13 protein-coding genes and 1 pseudogene are annotated in these 17,809 nt (G+C 43.9%); all 14 read left to right on the plus strand.

The window, feature by feature from the left end; genetic code table 11:
- The first annotated feature begins 33 nt into the window (after positions 1 to 33).
- The gene (locus ACPW7N_RS07480; protein ID WP_425650415.1) at positions 34 to 237 is read left to right on the plus strand and encodes a hypothetical protein; all 204 of its coding nucleotides are present in this window, start codon (positions 34 to 36) and stop codon (positions 235 to 237) included.
- A 93-nt stretch (positions 238 to 330) separates the two neighbouring features.
- Complete coding sequence (locus ACPW7N_RS07485; RefSeq protein ID WP_425650416.1) at positions 331 to 762, plus strand: BrxA/BrxB family bacilliredoxin; 432 nt, start codon at positions 331 to 333, stop codon at positions 760 to 762.
- Between the two features lie 91 nt (positions 763 to 853).
- Positions 854 to 1,741, plus strand: a complete 888-nt coding sequence (locus tag ACPW7N_RS07490) for an aldo/keto reductase (protein ID WP_425650417.1) — start codon at positions 854 to 856, stop codon at positions 1,739 to 1,741.
- Positions 1,742 to 1,873: 132 nt separating this feature from the next.
- Complete coding sequence (locus tag ACPW7N_RS07495; protein WP_425650418.1) at positions 1,874 to 4,663, plus strand: calcium-translocating P-type ATPase, SERCA-type; 2,790 nt, start codon at positions 1,874 to 1,876, stop codon at positions 4,661 to 4,663.
- A gap of 117 nt (positions 4,664 to 4,780) precedes the next feature.
- Positions 4,781 to 5,746 (plus strand): LCP family protein, encoded by a 966-nt coding sequence (locus ACPW7N_RS07500; RefSeq protein WP_425650419.1) that lies wholly within the window; start codon positions 4,781 to 4,783, stop codon positions 5,744 to 5,746.
- A gap of 154 nt (positions 5,747 to 5,900) precedes the next feature.
- Positions 5,901 to 7,355, plus strand: a complete 1,455-nt coding sequence (locus tag ACPW7N_RS07505) for a spore germination protein (RefSeq protein WP_425650420.1) — start codon at positions 5,901 to 5,903, stop codon at positions 7,353 to 7,355.
- A gap of 65 nt (positions 7,356 to 7,420) precedes the next feature.
- A complete protein-coding gene (locus ACPW7N_RS07510) occupies positions 7,421 to 8,560 on the plus strand; it encodes a GerAB/ArcD/ProY family transporter (protein WP_425650421.1) in 1,140 nt (379 codons plus the stop codon).
- A complete protein-coding gene (locus ACPW7N_RS07515) occupies positions 8,532 to 9,701 on the plus strand; it encodes a Ger(x)C family spore germination protein (RefSeq protein ID WP_425650422.1) in 1,170 nt (389 codons plus the stop codon). Before ACPW7N_RS07510 ends, ACPW7N_RS07515 begins: the two co-directional genes overlap by 29 nt.
- Before the next feature lie 243 nt (positions 9,702 to 9,944).
- Positions 9,945 to 10,976 carry a methionine ABC transporter ATP-binding protein gene (locus ACPW7N_RS07520; RefSeq protein ID WP_425650423.1) on the plus strand — a complete coding sequence of 344 codons (1,032 nt, stop codon included), beginning with the start codon at positions 9,945 to 9,947 and terminating at the stop codon, positions 10,974 to 10,976.
- On the plus strand, positions 10,976 to 11,659 hold the full coding sequence (locus ACPW7N_RS07525; protein ID WP_425650424.1) for a methionine ABC transporter permease: 684 nt from the start codon (positions 10,976 to 10,978) through the stop codon (positions 11,657 to 11,659). Before ACPW7N_RS07520 ends, ACPW7N_RS07525 begins: the two co-directional genes overlap by 1 nt.
- Before the next feature lie 147 nt (positions 11,660 to 11,806).
- The gene (locus tag ACPW7N_RS07530; protein ID WP_425650425.1) at positions 11,807 to 12,676 is read left to right on the plus strand and encodes a MetQ/NlpA family ABC transporter substrate-binding protein; all 870 of its coding nucleotides are present in this window, start codon (positions 11,807 to 11,809) and stop codon (positions 12,674 to 12,676) included.
- 150 nt (positions 12,677 to 12,826) lie between these two features.
- Positions 12,827 to 14,084, plus strand: a pseudogene (locus ACPW7N_RS07535) (peptide ABC transporter substrate-binding protein); the annotation flags it as partial.
- A 128-nt stretch (positions 14,085 to 14,212) separates the two neighbouring features.
- On the plus strand, positions 14,213 to 15,838 hold the full coding sequence (locus tag ACPW7N_RS07540) for a peptide ABC transporter substrate-binding protein (protein WP_425650426.1): 1,626 nt from the start codon (positions 14,213 to 14,215) through the stop codon (positions 15,836 to 15,838).
- A 195-nt stretch (positions 15,839 to 16,033) separates the two neighbouring features.
- Positions 16,034 to 17,674 carry a peptide ABC transporter substrate-binding protein gene (locus tag ACPW7N_RS07545; protein WP_425650427.1) on the plus strand — a complete coding sequence of 547 codons (1,641 nt, stop codon included), beginning with the start codon at positions 16,034 to 16,036 and terminating at the stop codon, positions 17,672 to 17,674.
- Positions 17,675 to 17,809 lie beyond the last annotated feature (135 nt).

The raw sequence follows: 17,809 nt of genomic DNA on the forward strand, positions 1-17,809 counted from the left end.
ATTGTAATATATTTCCTTTGGGGGGTATGTCCGGTGACAATCACGAAGTACGATGATCGGCTCATTTTATGTATGGGCCAACTGCTTCGAAACAGAGAGTATGTGTACCAAGCCGACTCAGTAACCGAACTAACTGAAATTCTGGAGGCTGTCTCCTTACAGCTAGAAGATAGAGAAGTAGACTTTCAATTTACGATTGATGGACAAACAGTAACCTTTCAATTAGCAGATTCGTAAGCGGCAAACACATTCGGTTTGTCGCTTTTCTTCTCCATTCCTCTAATTAAGGGTATAATAGAGATAATCATCGATCAGAAGGAGAGAACTATTATGATGTCTTATGAACAATACATGGCACAAGTGATCCAACCGATGCGTACTGAATTGACTCGTGTTGGTTTTACAGAGCTTCGCAATGCAGAAGAGGTAGAGCAAGCCTTCAACGACATGAAGGGCACTGCTCTTGTAGTGGTTAACTCTGTTTGCGGTTGTGCGGCTGGATTAGCTCGTCCTGCCGTTGCGCACTCTTTGAACCACGACAAAAAACCAGACAAACTCTATACCGTATTTGCAGGACAAGACAAAGAAGCAACTGCAAAAGCTCGTGAATACTTCGATGGATATCCACCATCTTCTCCGTCTTTTGCTCTGTTGAAAGATGGCAAGCTGGTAGCAATGGTTGAGCGTCATCAAATTGAAAACTATGACCTACAAACGATTTCCTCTTTCTTGACGACAGCTTACGATAAATACTGCGAGTAATTTTGGATGTATCAGGGAACGTCTAGTAAATAGGCGTTCTTTTTCTTTTACAGTTGCATGGGACAGGTTTTGGCAGGAAAGGATGATAGTGATGATTACAAGACCGTTTGGAAGAGATCAGGCCCAAATATCTCTTCTCGGTTTCGGCGCTCAGCGAATCGTAGATGATCACGATTGTACAGAAGATCAGGCAATCGAAATCATCAAACGAGCCGTTGAGAAAGGAGTCAATTATTTTGACACGGCACCCAGTTATAGTGATGGACAATCAGAGACTCGAGTAGGGCTGGGGCTCAAAGGATTGCGTGACAAAGTGTGGATTGCGACCAAGACAGGCGGCAGAACGAGAGACCTGGCTCTGCGTGACCTGGAAGGTTCCCTGAAACGCCTCCAAACCGATTATGTAGATGAGTGGCGGATGCATAACATCATGCAGCCGCACGATTTGGAAAGTATTTTTGCCAAAGGTGGAGCACTCGAAGCATTATTGGAAGCGAAAGAACAGGGATTGATACGAAAGATTAGCATCAGCGGACATACGGACCCCCGTCTGTTAAGCGAGGCGATTCGTCGCTTCCCGTTTGACAGTGCGTTGGTTGCTTTGTCGGCATTGGATCACTTCATCTACAGCTTTGCCCATGAATTTGTTCCGCTGGCTGTTGAGAAGGGGGTTGCCGTCATCGGCATGAAGGTGATGGCGTTGGGGAAACTGGCCCCGTGGCAAGAGAAGGCACTTCGCTATACGTGGAGCTTGCCTGTCTCGACGGCGATTTTGGGTGTGAGCAAAATGAGTGAACTCGAAGCCGATCTCGAAGCAGTAGAACGATTTGTGCCGATGAATGATATTGAACGGTTGCAATTTTTTCAGGAGATCATCCACTTGGTTCGGGCTGATATTCTTCGCTGGAAAGCGGGAGAATGGATGTCTGGTGAGTGGTATAACCTGCCGGAGCTGCCTTTTGCAAAGTCTCATACATAACTTCTTCACTCCAACTTCTCTTAGCAGAGGGTTGGAGTTTTTTGTTTTCCCTCCAACGGGACGAGTTTTCTACATAGTTGAGAGCTTGTTCGCATACACATGAAAAAGAGATTAATGTTGGAGGAGATCGAAGTGATAACCAAACCAGCGAAGTCATGGTACCTGATTTCTCAAAAGGAAACGGTAGAGATTCTATCAAGCGACAAGGATATCGGGATTGATTCCCACGAAGCAGAGAAGCGTCTGGGACAGTACGGGATAAATCAACTTTCGGAAAAGAAGCAACAGTCATTACTCGAGGTGTTTTTCGGTCAGTTCAAGGATTTCATGGTTCTAATCCTAGTGGTAGCGACGATCATTTCATTTTTTCTGGGTGAAACGCTTGATGCCATCACGATTATTGCAATCATCTTTATCAATGCAGTACTCGGATTTATTCAAGAGGCAAGGGCAGAGCGTTCGCTGCAGGCACTCAAGGATCTGGCTTCTCCTATGGCCCGCGTCATTCGGAATGGAAAACTGGACGTTATTCCTGCGTCCAAAATCGTACCAGGCGATATCGTTGCTCTGGAAGCAGGTGACCGTGTACCTGCGGATATTCGAATACTCAATTCGAACCGATTGGAAATTGAGGAATCTGCTTTGACGGGAGAGTCGGTTCCTGTGTTCAAGACCAGTGAAATCATCGATTCTCGAGGGAATAGAGAGCAAATCCCATTGGGCGATCAAAAAAATCTGGGCTTCATGGGAACGCTCGTTACGGGTGGGACGGGCAAAGGGATTGTCATCAAAACAGGGATGGAAACCGAAATCGGAAAAATTGCTCATTTGATGAATGAAGCGGAGTCTTCCATGACACCACTCCAACACCGTCTGGAGCAAATGGGCAAGACGTTGGTTGTAATCGCCCTTTTCTTGACAGTCCTTGTTATCGGTGCAGGTGTGTGGCACGGGCAAGAGTTGATGACGATGTTCCTCGCAGGTGTCAGTCTGGCAGTAGCAGCGATTCCAGAGGGGCTGCCGGCCATTGTGACAATTGCTCTTGCTCTCGGAGTACAGAGAATGATCAAACGCAATGCGCTCGTGCGAAAACTGCCTTCGGTTGAGACACTTGGTTGTGCTTCCGTGATTTGTTCTGACAAGACGGGTACGCTTACCCAAAATAAAATGACGGTGACACACATCTGGGTGCACGATCAGATGTTGGAGGTAAGTGGAGCTGGGTATGAGCCGACTGGCAAGATCTCCTACCAAAAAAAGCCGGTCAAACTAAAACAGGATACAGATCTGTGTCATTTATTGTGGATTGCTGAGGCGTGCAACAATGCGAAACTGGTTGTGGAGGAAGAAAAAGAACGGAAGATGCTTGTGCTAAGCAATACCGTTCAGTCCTACCGAATTATTGGCGATCCGACAGAGGGTGCACTCGTCGTTCTGGCAGAGAAGGGCAAGTACGACTTTAACGGCAAAAACCCGATCATCGCCACTGGTCAAAGAATAGATGAATTGCCATTCGATTCTGACCGGAAGATGATGTCTGTCATTGAAAGCTCACCGAATGGAAAATTGACGCTCCTTTCGAAAGGCGCAGTTGAATCCCTCTTGCACCGTTGCACACATATTTTATGGAACGGTGAAGTGATTCCGCTGACAACCAAAATTCGGAATGCAGTCATTGACCAAACAGAGGAGATGGCCAGACAGGCACTGCGGGTCCTGGGGTTTGGCTACAAGGAGCTCCAAAGCTATAGAGCGGGGCAGCCTCTTCTGTCAGTTGAGTCGGGTCTTACCTTTGTTGGGATGGTCGGAATGATTGATCCGCCACGTGTTGAAGTGAGAGATGCCATTCACTTATGCAGGCAAGCAGGCATTAAAACTGTCATGATTACAGGCGACCATAAGATAACGGCAGAGGCGATCGGGCGACAAATCGGACTCCTTCGGGGTTCGCAAGAAGTGCTGGAGGGAAGAGAGCTGAACCAGCTTTCCGATCAGCAGTTGCCTGCGGTTGTTGAAAAAGTATCCGTATTTGCCCGTGTGTCACCTGAGCATAAACTACGTATCATTCGTGCCTTGCAGTCCAATGGTCATGTGGTTGCGATGACAGGAGACGGTGTGAACGACGCTCCAGCCATAAAATCTGCGGATATCGGGATTGCCATGGGGATTACAGGGACTGACGTAACCAAGGAAGCTTCTGATCTTGTCCTGCGTGACGACAATTTTGCCACGATCGTCAACGCTGTAGAGGAAGGGCGCAATATTTATGACAACATTCGCAAATTCATTCGTTATCTGTTGGCTTCCAATGTTGGAGAAATATTAGTCATGCTGTTTGCGATGTTATGTGGACTTCCTCTGCCTCTTGTTCCGATTCAAATTCTGTGGGTAAACCTCGTGACAGACGGGCTGCCAGCCATGGCCCTGGGGGTAGACCCTGCCGAATCTGATACGATGTACCAAAAACCACGAAGAAAGAACGAAAACATATTTAGCAGAGGACTTGGTTGGAAAATCATCAGCAGAGGCTTTTTGATCGGTATCACGACTTTGGGTGCCTTCTGGCTCACGTTGAACGAGAATCCTGCTGATTTGACCCATGCACAGACGGTAGCCTTTGCAACACTGGTAATGGCACAACTGATTCATGTGTTTGACTGCCGAAGCGAGCACTCTGTCTTTCATCGCAATCCATTTGAGAACACGTATCTCATTTGGGCGGTCTTGTCATCGTTAGTTCTTGTTTTAGGCGTTCTCTACATCGACTTCTTCCAACCGATTTTCAAAACAACCGACCTTTCCTTGCGTGATTGGGCACTGATCCTGGTTGCTGCAGGCATTCCAACCTTTGTCGCAGGAATCGGAAGTGTGCTTCACAGCAACAAGAGCCACCGGACGCAACAAAGAACGGTTACCCGTTAAATTCCACAAGTCATCCATGCCCTTCTACTTCTGGAAATAATCGCATTCCAATCAATCAGATCAATCCAGTATACTAGTGGATAGGCTAATGCGTAGATGATAAAGGTGGAATTCATAATGAGTCTCAGACGAAAAAGCTTTTGGTTAAGCATCTTGTTCACAATGCTGGCCATTCTTCTATACTACGGATATTCGTTCCTGACCTTTTCGACCCAGGTTCAAACGCCGTCAATTGTGCCAACTAATCCAGCAAATAACCCTGAAGCATCCAAACCAGAGATCCCGATCTGGGGAGGGACGGAGCGGGTCAACATACTCATCATGGGTGTTGACAGGAGAGAGCTGCGGCCAAATGAAATGCCCCGTTCAGACAGCATGATGCTTGTCAGTATTGATCCAACCAGCAAGACGTACACCCATTTTTCTATCTTGCGTGATACGTACGTAGAGATACCGGGTTATGGTAAATCACGAATTAATGCTGCTCTGGGTCAGGGAGGACCGGAATTGGCGATGGAGACAGTGAGCCAGTTCACTGGTTTGCCTGTCAGCTACTATGCGATTACGGACTTTGAAGGGTTCAAGGGTTTGATTGATGCGGTGGGCGGAGTCGAAATTTTCGTAGAGAAAAATATGCGATACCGTGATCCAACAGACAAAGGAAAATATGATATTAATCTGAAAAAGGGTCAGCAGAGACTGGATGGTGACAAGGCGCTTCAATACGCAAGATTTCGCCATGATGCCACCTCTGACTACACCCGAACAGAACGACAACGCAAATTGCTGTCAGCACTTTCTCAACAGTTGAAGAGCGGTAAGACTGTATTGCAGTTGCCATCTATCCTTCAAGCCATTCAACCGTACATCCAGACCAATTTGAATACAACGGATATGTTGAAGCTGGCAGCCTTGGGGTTAAGCCTGGAGAGTACAGCATCAGAAGGACACCAGCTTCCGCAGGCAGGAGCGTTCCACGATGCGAATCGGGGAGGTTCTGTTCTGATTCCGTCCGTTGAGGATGTGCAGAAGTACGTGCAGGATGCTTTGCACGATGAGCCTAAAACAACCTCCAATATGTAATCAGATCGAACACGTCTACTTTTTGGTAGGCGTGTTTTTTTTCTGTGAAAAACGGTCATGACCGTTTTGTGTTTTGCGAGGTAAGGAATGGAAACCCATTTATTGAGAATACTACAACTAACTTTCAGATTGTTCGACGGTAGGTGATGGATGCATGGATCAAAAAAAAGAGCTGGAAAAGTGGTTTGCAAACACCGCCGATTTAAAGATCGAACACGTTGATGAACTGAATGGCCGCATACGCTTGTACTATTTAAGCACCATGGCAGACCAAGGGTATATTCGTAAAGAATTACTCCCGAAGCTGAAAAGGCTCGATCTGTCGCAAGTAACGATAATGGATGTTGAAATTGTCGTGGGGGCAACCGTTGAGCAGAGAGTCAGCAGGCAGGGTGAAGTTGTCGGCCGATTGATTGATGGGGATATTTTTATCCATGTCGAAGGTGAGAAATACGGGATATCGATTCCTGCCGATGCATCCAAGGAACGAAGTATTACACCACCTGAAATAGAGGCCAATGTACTGGGGCCACAAATTGCTTTTGTTGAGTCTCTGGCAACGAATATCTCGATTATCCGTAAATATCTGCCGACCCCTCAGCTCATTTACGAGAATCAGCAGGTTGGGCAAATTGACAAAACAGATGTTGCGATTCTGTATTTAGATCAAATTGCCAATGAGCAAAACGTCCAGATTGCCAGACAGCGTATTTGTGATATTACGGTTGATCGAGTAATTGATGCCTATACATTGGCACAGTTAATTGAAGATAATTCGTATACGATTTTTCCGCAGCTTCAAATAACTCAGCGCCCTGACCGTGTAGTTGCAGGTTTGACTGATGGACAGGTTGTGATTTTAGTAGATGGGAGTCCATTTGCCATTGCTGGTCCAACAAACCTGATGCAGTTTTTACAGGCAGCGGAGGATTTTTACTTTCGTTGGAGCATTGCAACGTTCTTGCGGGTTTTACGTCTGATCGCCATTGTTTTGAGTCTATTGCTTGCCCCGGCCTACGTGGCAACTCTTACCTTTCACTATGAAATGATCCCCGTGAAGATGTTGATCCAGCTTTCCCAATCACGAGCCCGTGTTCCATTTCCACCATTAATGGAAGCATTGATGCTGGAGGGAATTATTGAATTGCTCCGTGAAGCGGGTGCCCGACTTCCTACGAAGGTAGGACAGACAATCGGTATCGTAGGCGGTATCGTCATTGGTCAGGCGGCTGTTCAGGCTGGATTCACCAGTAATATCCTCATTATCATCGTTGCGTTGGGAGCACTTTCTTCTTTTATCGCCCCCAGCTATGTATTAGGATCTGCAATTCGAGTCATTCGTTTTCCGATGATTTTTTTGGCAGGGATTTGGGGAGGTATTGGAATAGCCGTTGGATTCAGTTTTTTGATTTCCCATCTTCTACTACAGACAAGCTTTGGCAGACCTTTTTTGGAACCGGTGTATCCGATGCGAATTCTCGACCTAAAAGACAGTATCATTCGCCTGCCTCTTCAGTGGTTTTCTTACAGACCAGTATTTTTGCGAACGAAAGACGAGATGAGATTCACACCGAATGAGGCTTTCAAAAAACAGGATATTGATGAGTAAGGCATTTTTAAAAAAAATGCCCAGTAAGGCATTTTCTCAAAAATGCCCAGTAAGGATGGCCGCTCATGTCGATTAACATTTATCCCAAAGCATCAGCAACACTCCCCAACTATCTCATAGCGTTTTTATTGCACTCCAATCAGGTTGGGGTCGGGGTTCTTGGCTTTCAGCGTTACATTGTCAAAGAATCAGGTCATGATGCATGGATTTCCGTTATTATAGGAGGATTACTTGCTCACTTGACGTTGTGGGTGATGATCAAAACACTGCAAAGGTATCCGTCATCTGACCTGTTTGGCATTCATGCAGACGTGTATGGCAAACGGCTAGGCGGTATAGTCAGTCTTGTCTTTATCATTTACTTCATGCTAAGCGCATTGATTGTCTTGCGGTCCTATATTGAAATTGTGCAGACGTGGCTTTTCCCTGAGGTGTCTACCTGGACATTCGCCCTTGTCTTTTTATTCTTGGTTTTTTACACGGTCAACGGGGGGATTCGGGTGATCGCAGGTTATACGTTTATTACCGTGTTGTTAGCGATCTGGTTGTTGGTCGGAATGATATTTCCATTGCAATACGCCAAGTGGATCTACCTTTTTCCGATGTTTTCATCGGGTCTGAAGGAACTGGTTTCGGGCGCTTTGGCGATGGCACTGACGATGAGTGGGTTTGAAATCATTTATGTACTGTTTCCCTTTGTGCAGAATAAAGAACGAATAGGGTATCATTCACAACTAGCGCTTTCTTTCACGAATCTCTTGTATCTCATCCTAATGCTCGTCAGCCTCGTGTTTTTCAGTCATGATCAATTAATGAAAACGATCTGGGCATCTCTTTCAATGGAAAAAATGGTTCGTTTTTCATTCCTCGAACGTTTCGAATTTATTGCCGTATCGATCTGGTTGTTCGTCATTATGCCGAATCTAATGTTGTTTATGTGGAGTACAGTCAGAGGAATCAAACGATTGGTTGGCTGGAATCAAAGAAAGACGTTGGTTGTAATCATGTTGATTATTTTTGGGGCTTGCCTGTTAGCAGATACAAGACAAGAAATTAATATGATCAATACCTATTTTTCCAAAATCTCACTGATCGTTACATTTGCGTATCCGTTCTTCTTGTATTTCTTGGTTGTCATCAAGCAGTCTTGGCAAAAAAGAAAGGATGGGCAATCGAATGAAGTATCTTCCCGTTCAGAAGGGTAAACGATTCTGCAAAACTTCTGTATGTCTGGTTGCGCTTCTGGCGACCATTCAGATTTCTGGTTGTGCAAACAAGCGTATTCTGGATGAAAATGCGATGTCGTTCGTGGTTGGCTATGACCTCTATGGAAAAGACATGGTACGAGGGACGGTCGTCTATCCCGTAATCAATCCGTTTGCACAGGAAAAGATTCAGGTCATATCAGGTGTGAATCGAACAAGCAAAGGAGTGCGAGATGTTTTTGATTTGCAAATGGATAAGAAACCCGTTGCAGGTCAGTTGCGCATTTCTTTATATAATGAAGAACTGGCAAGGAAGGGAATCATGCATATGGTGGATTCTCTCTATCGTGACCCATCTGTGGGTACCCGTTTGTACCTGGGGATTGTAGAAAAAGATTGTTATTCCCTGTTGACCAAACCTTTCAAAGAAGAGGGGAACATTGGAAATTATCTGTTTGAAATGCTGGATCACAACATACGAGAAGAGAGGATCCCTTCATCAACGATGCATGAATTCCTGCGATCCTATTACAGTGAAGTAAGTGACCCAGCCCTACCTTTATTTACGTTAAAAGGGGATGAGGCAATTATTAAAGGGGTAGCGATTCTCCAGAAAGACAAAATGGTTGGCTGGATTTCACCTCGAGAAGCGTTTTTGATGAAATTAATTATTAATCGTTTTCGTGATGGTGATTATCAAGCATCCATACCTTCAAAGAAGCTGGCGCCAAAGTCAGCAGATGGGGAAAAAAATGTTGATGTCGTGCTGGATACACTTTCGAGTTATTCGAGAATCAATCTGATAAGCCGTGGAACACCTGAGTTCAAGGTGAAAGTGGGGATTAAAGCTCGTATTCTGGAAGTCTCAAAACAGGTAAACCTTGGAGATGAAAAGGTGTTGGCTGTGTTATCCGATGAGATTGGCAAAGAGATCGAACAGGGGTTGTTACAACTTACCCACAAGCTTAAACAGATGAAGGCTGATCCAATGGGATTTGGAGACTATTATCATGCATTCGCCAAGCATAATCACCCACACAGAGAAAAAGTTAAACGTGAAGACTGGCAACGAATTTATGCGAAAGCAAAGATCAGCTACGATGTAAAAGTTGAGTTATTGCGCTCCGGTTCGATTGATTAAAAAAAGGCAGCGTTTTCATTTAGGGTGGAAAAAATTGCATAATAAAAAAATGAACTAAGTTGATTTTTAATCATTGACAGGGGGCATGAATTTATATATTGTTATACTTGTTTCCTGTAATCCTAGTAAATCACTGGGAATTGTAAAGAATAAGTTCGAAATTTATGAATTGTCGGATATAATAGCGTTTTCATAATCCGTTACGTATACAAAGCAAGGTTGAAGGGAGGGACGAACGAGTAGATGATTACTCTTTCACAAGTTGTCAAAATCTTTAAGAATAAATTTGGATCATTTACAGCTTTGGACGGGGTTGATTTATCAATCAAAAAAGGTGAGATCTTCGGCATTATTGGGTACAGCGGTGCTGGTAAATCTACCCTGGTACGAATGATTAACCTGTTAGAAGCCCCGACTAGTGGGGAAGTGGTTGTTGGTAACACCAGCTTGAACCAACTTTCCGCAAGTGAGCTGCGCAAGGCGAGACGTAAGATCGGAATGGTCTTCCAACATTTCAATTTGCTCTGGTCAAGAACAGTTGCCGAGAATGTGGCATTACCCCTTGAGATAGCAGGTATTCCGAAAAGTGAGCATCCTGCCAGAGTGAAGGAATTGTTGGCTTTGGTCGGATTGGAAGACAAGGCAGATTCCTATCCATCTCAATTGTCGGGTGGGCAGAAACAACGTGTCGGTATCGCTCGTGCTTTGGCGAATCAACCGGATGTTCTGCTTTGTGATGAAGCAACCTCGGCATTGGACCCGAAGACAACGGATTCCATTCTTGATCTAGTTAAAGAAATTAATCAGAAGCTCGGGCTAACGGTTGTACTGATTACACATGAGATGCATGTAATCGAAAAGATTTGTGATCGAGTAGCCGTAATGGAAAGCGGTCGGGTGATCGAGATGGGAGATGTCGTGGATATCTTCTCACATCCGAAAACAACCACTACTCGTGAATTCATCAGCCAGGTTGCTGGTTCAGACCAGCTTGATGATAACTTCCTTTCCAGTCTTGGACAAGGGACTGTTCTGCGTTTGACGTTCCTGGGGGATTCAGCCAGCCAGACGGTTGTTACCCGATTGGTCAAGGAACTGGGAGTAGAAGTCAATATTTTGCAAGGACAGATTAAACGCTTGAAGGATGTAGCATTTGGAACCTTGTATGTGCAGGTTCCAGGTGATGTGGACACAGAAGCAAAAACCATTGCCTATTTGAAAAAACAAGGCGTCAAGGTTGATGTGATACAAGAAGCACAAGGGGGTGTAAGTTAATGAACGATTTTGTGCTAACTTACCTTCCGAATGTAGTCAAGTTCTGGGATTTGATTGAAAAGTCAATTGGACAGACCTTGTACATGGTTTCTATTTCATTATTCTTTGCCTCATTGATCGGAATTCCGCTTGGAGTTTTGTTGGTAACAACAAGCCGTGGTCATTTGACGCCATTGCCTGCGTTTAATTCGATTTTGGGCTTTATCATCAACATTCTTCGCTCGATTCCTTATATCGTACTCATCATTATCCTGATTCCATTTTCACGCAAGTTGATTGGTACTTCGATCGGACCAGATGCAGCGATTATCAGTCTGGTTGTCGGTTCAGCCCCGTTTATCGCTCGGTTGGTGGAGACGTCGATTCGTGAAGTGAACAGGGGAGTAATTGAAGCGGCACAGTCCATGGGGTCAACCAACCTGCAAATTATCCGCAAGATTCTCATTCCCGAAGCACTACCTGGGATTATCTCCGGCATCACGGTTACTGCCGTTGGACTTGTCGGTTACTCAGCAATGGCAGGTGCCGTAGGGGCTGGCGGATTGGGTGCGATGGCCTACAACTACGGATTTAACGGTTTTAAACCGGACATTTTATTTGTAACAACTGTGATGCTTATCGTGATTGTTCAAGGTGCCCAGATGATTGGCGATGCAATCGTCCGCAAGCTGGATCACCGGTAACATATAAAGGAATTCCAGTCTGTTTTGCTATGGAAGTCCAAAACAAAACGGCCATGACCGTTTTGTTGACCGCAAGCGGTCGCATCTACTTTTATGAAAAACGTCGAGACGTTTTTCACAGAAAAAAACAATAGGGGGAAAGAAATCATGAAGAAACTACTCTCAACATTGATTGCTGGTGTAATGGCACTTTCTTTGGCAGCGTGCGGTCAAGCACCTGCACCTGCTGAACAAAAACCAGCTGACAACGCACAAGCTCCAGCAGCACAAGAAGTTACTTTGAAAGTGGGAGCAACTGCAGTACCACACGCAGAAATTCTTAATGAAGTAGTAAAACCTGCTTTGGAAAAAGAAGGCATAAAATTAGATGTAGTATTGTTCCAAGATTATGTATTGCCTAACACGCAATTGGCTGAGAAAGAGTTGGATGCGAACTACTTCCAACACATCCCATGGTTAGAAAATACGAATAAAGAAAAAGGCTTGACTCTTACTTACGTTGCGGGCGTTCATATCGAACCAATGGGCGTTTACTCTAACAAAGCGAAAGCTTTCAAAGATCTCGCTTCTCTTCCACAAGGCGCTAAAGTAGCTGTAACCAACGCACAAAGTGAACATGGCCGAGTACTTGCTCTCTTGCAAGCTGCTGGTCTTTTGAAATTGAAAGATGGCGTTGGCATGAACGGTACGATGGCTGACATCACTGAGAAAAAAGTTGAATTGGTAGAGCTTGAACCAGCGATGCTCCCACGTTCTTTGGATGATGCTGGAGTAGACGCTGCTGTTATCAACTCCAACTTCGCATTGGAAGCAGGTTTGAACCCATCAAAAGATTCTATTTACTTGGAAGCTGGCGAAAACAACCCTTACGTGAATGTATTGGCTACTCGTGAAGACAACAAAGATAGCGATGCAATCAAAAAATTGGCGAAAGCGATCACTTCTCCAGAAGTAAAAGCGTTCATCGATGAGAAATACAAAGGTTCTGTGTTGTTCGTAGGTCAAATTAAAGAATAATTTATTATCAGTAAGCCCAATCGGCACCTAAACGTGTCGGTTGGGCTTTATTTTTTTGCACGAAGAGGCTTATTTTTAAAGATTCATAAAATTTGGTTAAATCAATCAAAAAGACATTTCCGAAAATTCAAAAATAAAGTATAGTTATACAAGGACGCCAAGCCGATCAAATCGGTTGCCGAAGAAGTCAAGGTTTCCGAAGACCTCAAGACCTATACCTTTACACTGCGTGACTCCAAGTGGAGCAATGGTGAGCCTGTAACGGCAAAGGATTTTGAATTCGCTTGGAAGCGTGCACTTGACGCCAAAACGGCTTCCAACTACGCATATCAGCTCTTTTATATAAAAAATGGGGAAAAAGCAAACAAAGGGGAAGTTGGCTCGATCAAATCGGAGTAAAAGCACTGGATGACAAGACGCTCCAGGTAGAATTAGAGAATCCTACCCCGTTCTTCCTGAACATAAAAACAAGATTGTGTTGACGAAAAACGAGAATTATTGGGATAAAGATGTGGTAAAGCTTGATCGTATGGAATTCTCCATGATTGAGGATGAGAATACTGAGCTGTCGATGTTTGAGAACAATGAGCTGGATTGGGCAGGAGCACCGATGAGCAGCCTTCCGCTCGATGCTGTAGCGGCCCTCAAGGAATCAGGCAAGTACCAGAACTACGTAACCATCTCTACGTACTACTTGAAACTGAACATGGAAAAGAAACCATTCAACAATGAAAATATTCGTAAAGCCTTTGCCAATGCAATCAACCGCAAAGAAATCACAGATGCTGTGCTTCAGCAAGGACAACTTCCAGCGACTGCCTTTGTACCACCAACCATGGCATTGCAAACTGATGGATACTTCAAAGACAATGATGCAGAAATGGCAAAGCAGCTCCTTGCCGAGGGGATGAAAGAAGAGGGGATCACAGAGCTTCCACCAATCTCTTATTCTTATAACAACAAAGACGAAAACGGAAAAATTGCCGAAGCGATTCAGGACCAATGGAGGAAGACGCTGGGAGTAGAAGTCAAGCTGGAGGCCAAAGAGTGGAAAGTGTAAATTGAAGACTTGCATCAAGGAAATTACCAGATTGGCCGTATGTCCTGGTTGGGAGACTTTAACGATCCGATTAACTTCCTTGAAATATTCAAGGATAAAAAAGGCGGAAATAACGATACGAATTGGGAAAGTCCGAAATACAAGGAGCTCTTGAATGAATCGGCTAAAATCACAGATCCGGCAAAACGAAAAGAAGTGCTGAAAGAAGCGGAAGCGATTTTAATGGGTGAGATGCTGATTACGCCGATTTACTTCCGTACTGAAAGCTACGTGAAGAGCGATAAAGTGAAGGACGTTCTTCTGGACCCGCTGGGCAATGTGGATTTTAAATGGGCTACGATGGAGTAATATTTTATTATTTCTCGTAAGTATAACGTTATAATAAACTATTATTAATAAAGTGGCAGAAATATTCAGCTAAACTAAAAATAAGAGTATAGTATTCCCCAGATTCATAGAAAAGGGGGAGCACATACATGAAAAAGAATATTTTTGTCCTTATTAGTTCCATCCTGGTCCTGGGTACAGCGTTAGCTGGCTGTGGCAGCAATGATCAAACTGCCTCCAATGGTCAATCGGCAGAAAAATCGGATTCCAACAAGAAACAGGAATTACGATTGAACTTGCATTCCGAGCCGCCAACGGCTGACCCAGGCATTGCTGATGACAACATCTCAGGTGCAGTAATCCGTGCGGTATTCGACGGTTTAACTCGCCTTGGTGAAGATGGCAAAGTACATGAATCCGTAGCAGAAAAAATTGATGTATCAGACGATATGCTGACTTACACTTTCCACCTCCGTGATACCAAATGGAGCAATGGTGAAGCACTGACAGCCAAAGATTTCGAATTTGCGTGGAAGCGTGTACTCAATCCAAAAACGGCTTCCAATTATGCGTACCAGCTTTACTACATCAAGAATGCAGAGCAGGCAAACAAAGGGAAAGCAGCACTTGATACAGTCGGTATCAAAGCACTTGATGACAAAACTCTTCAAGTTACTCTTGAGAACCCGACACCATTCTTCCTTGAGTTGACTGCATTCTACACGTATTATCCAGTAAATCAAAAGCTGGTAACAGCGAATCCGAAATGGGCAACTGACGCAAAAACACATGTAGGTAATGGCCCGTTCAAGTTCGAAACATGGGAACATAAGAGCAAAATGGTTCTTGTGAAAAACGAAAATTACTGGGATAAAGATGCAGTGAAAATGGAAAAAATCAACTTCTCCATGGTTGACGATGAGAATACAGAGTTGTCCATGTTTGACAATGGAGAGATCGATTGGGCAGGAAGACCACTAAGTGATATTCCTACAGACGCCATTCCAGCACTGAAGGATTCCGGAAAAATGGTAACACAACCAGTAGCAAGCACATACTGGTACAAATTTAATACAGAAAAGCCACCATTCAACAATGTGAAAATCCGTAAAGCATTTGCTTATGCGATCGACCGTCAGTCCATCGTAGACAACATCACCATGGGTAATGAATTGGCAGCAATGGGTCCAGTACCCCCTACCATGGCATTGAATCCGAATGGATACTTTAAAGATAATGATGTAGAGACAGCCAAGAAATTGCTGGCAGAGGGTATGAAGGAAATGGGCATCACCGAGCTTCCGCCAATCTCTCTCACGTTTAATACATCTGAAAAGCATAAAAAAATTGCAGAAGCAATCCAGGACCAATGGAAGAAAAACCTGGGGGTAGAAGTTAAACTCTCCAACCAAGAGTGGAAAGTGTATATCGATGCGTTGCACCAAGGGAACTATCAGGTAGGACGTATGGGCTGGAATGCAGACTTCAACGATCCGATCAACTTCCTGGAATTGTTTAAGGATAAAAAAGGTGGAAATAACGATACAAATTGGGAAAGTCCAAAGTATCAAGAACTGTTGAACAAGTCCGCAATGGAAACTGACCCTGAAAAACGCAAACAATTGCTTTCCGAGGCAGAGCAAGTCATCATGGATGAAATGCCAGTGGTGCCAATCTACTTCACTACCTATTCTTGGGTGAAGGCTGATAACGTAAAAGGTGTTGTGGTAGACGGATTGGGATTTGTTGATTGGAAATGGGCTACTATTGAGTAGGGGATAGTTTATATGTTTTTATAAAGAGGTGCAAATTGCGCCTCTTTTTTATTTTGTTTATAAACTACTTTATAAAGATTTATAGTTTTTAATTTGATTATAAATTTTAATTAAATATGAACAAAATATATTTCACACAATTGTGAAAAGAAGTATATTTAGATACAGATTTATAAAAAAGGGGGATTTACTAGCATGAAGAAAAATGTATTTATGCTGATGAGCTCTATCTTGGTTCTTGGCGCAGCACTAGCTGGTTGCGGTGGTAACAGCGCAGCTCCTTCTAACAATACAAATGGAAATACTGCTACACCAGCAGATAGCGGTAAACCAAAAGTTCTTCGTCTGAATCTTCACACTGAACCACCTACAGCAGACCCTAGTTTGGCGGAAGACTCCACTTCTGGTGCGGTAACTCGTGCAACATTTGACGGTTTGACTCGTGTACAACCAGATGGTAAAGTAGCTCCTTCTGTTGCTGATAAAGTAGATGTTTCTGATGATTTGAAAACTTATACTTTCACATTGAAGGATACTAAATGGAGCAACGGCGAAGCGCTTACAGCGAAAGACTTCGAATTTACTTGGAAACGTGTTCTTGATCCTAAAACTGCAGCAAACTACGCATACCAACTCTACTACATCAAGGGTGCTGAAAAGTACAACAAAGGTGAAGGTAAGTTGGAAGACGTAGGCATCAAAGCAATTGATGACAAAACTCTTCAAGTTACTCTTGAAAACCCAACACCATTCTTCCTTGAGTTGACTGCATTCTACACTTACTACCCTGTAAGCAAAGCAGTAGTTGAGAAAGATGCAAAATGGGCAACTGACGCGAAAACTCACGTTGGTAACGGTCCTTTCAAAATGGAAGCTTGGGAACACAAATCCAAAATGGTTCTCGTGAAAAACGACAACTATTGGGATAAAGACAATGTTAAATTGGACAAAATCGAATTCTCTATGGTTGAAGACGAGAACACAGAATTGTCCATGTTTGACAACGGCGAGTTAGACTGGGCTGGTAAACCACTCAGCGATATCCCTACAGATGCAATGAAACCACTCAAAGAAAACGGTACATTGCAAACTCAAACAACCGCTGGTACTTACTGGTACAAGTTCAATACTGAGAAGCCACCATTCAACAACGTAAAAGTTCGTAAAGCATTTGCTTATGCGATCGATCGTCAATCTATCATTGACAACATTACGCAAGGTAACCAAAAACCAGCGATGGGCGCAGTTCCTCCATCCATGGCAGTAGGTGCACCAGATGGTTACTTCAAAGATAACGATGCAGAAACTGCGAAAACCCTTCTTGCTGAAGGTTTGAAAGAGCTTGGCATGGATAAAGTTCCACCAATCACACTTTCCTTCAACACTTCTGAAGGTCATAAGAAAATTGCAGAAGCAATCCAAGACCAATGGAAGAAAAATCTCGGCGTAGACGTGAAACTCGAAAACAAAGAGTGGAAAGTTTATATCGAAGATTTACACCAAGGAAACTTCCAAATCGGTCGTATGGGCTGGTTGGGTGACTTCAACGATCCAATCAACTTCTTGGAACTCTTCAAAGACAAAAAAGGTGGAAACAACGATACGAACTGGGAAAATCCGAAGTTCAAAGAGTTGTTGACTGCTTCTGCGTCTGAGAAAGATGCTGAGAAACGTAAACAAATCCTTGCAGATGCTGAGAAAATCTTTATGGATGAAATGCCAGTTGCTCCAATCTACTTCTACACTAGCTCTTGGGTACAAAATCCAAAAGTTAAAGGTGTATTCATGGACGGTCTTGGATTCGTTGACTACAAATGGGCAACAATCGAAGAATAATTTAAAATGTAATAATAACAGGGATGCCAAAATGGTGTCCCTGTTTTTGTATTTTCCCCTTTTGCGTAAGCCCAGTAAGAAAAGATTTCATCCACTTGCCCCCTCACATCCCCTCACATCCCCTCACATCCCCTC

The sequence above is a fragment of the Brevibacillus nigriterrae genome, from assembly GCF_049846925.1.
Taxonomy (GTDB): domain Bacteria; phylum Bacillota; class Bacilli; order Brevibacillales; family Brevibacillaceae; genus Brevibacillus_H.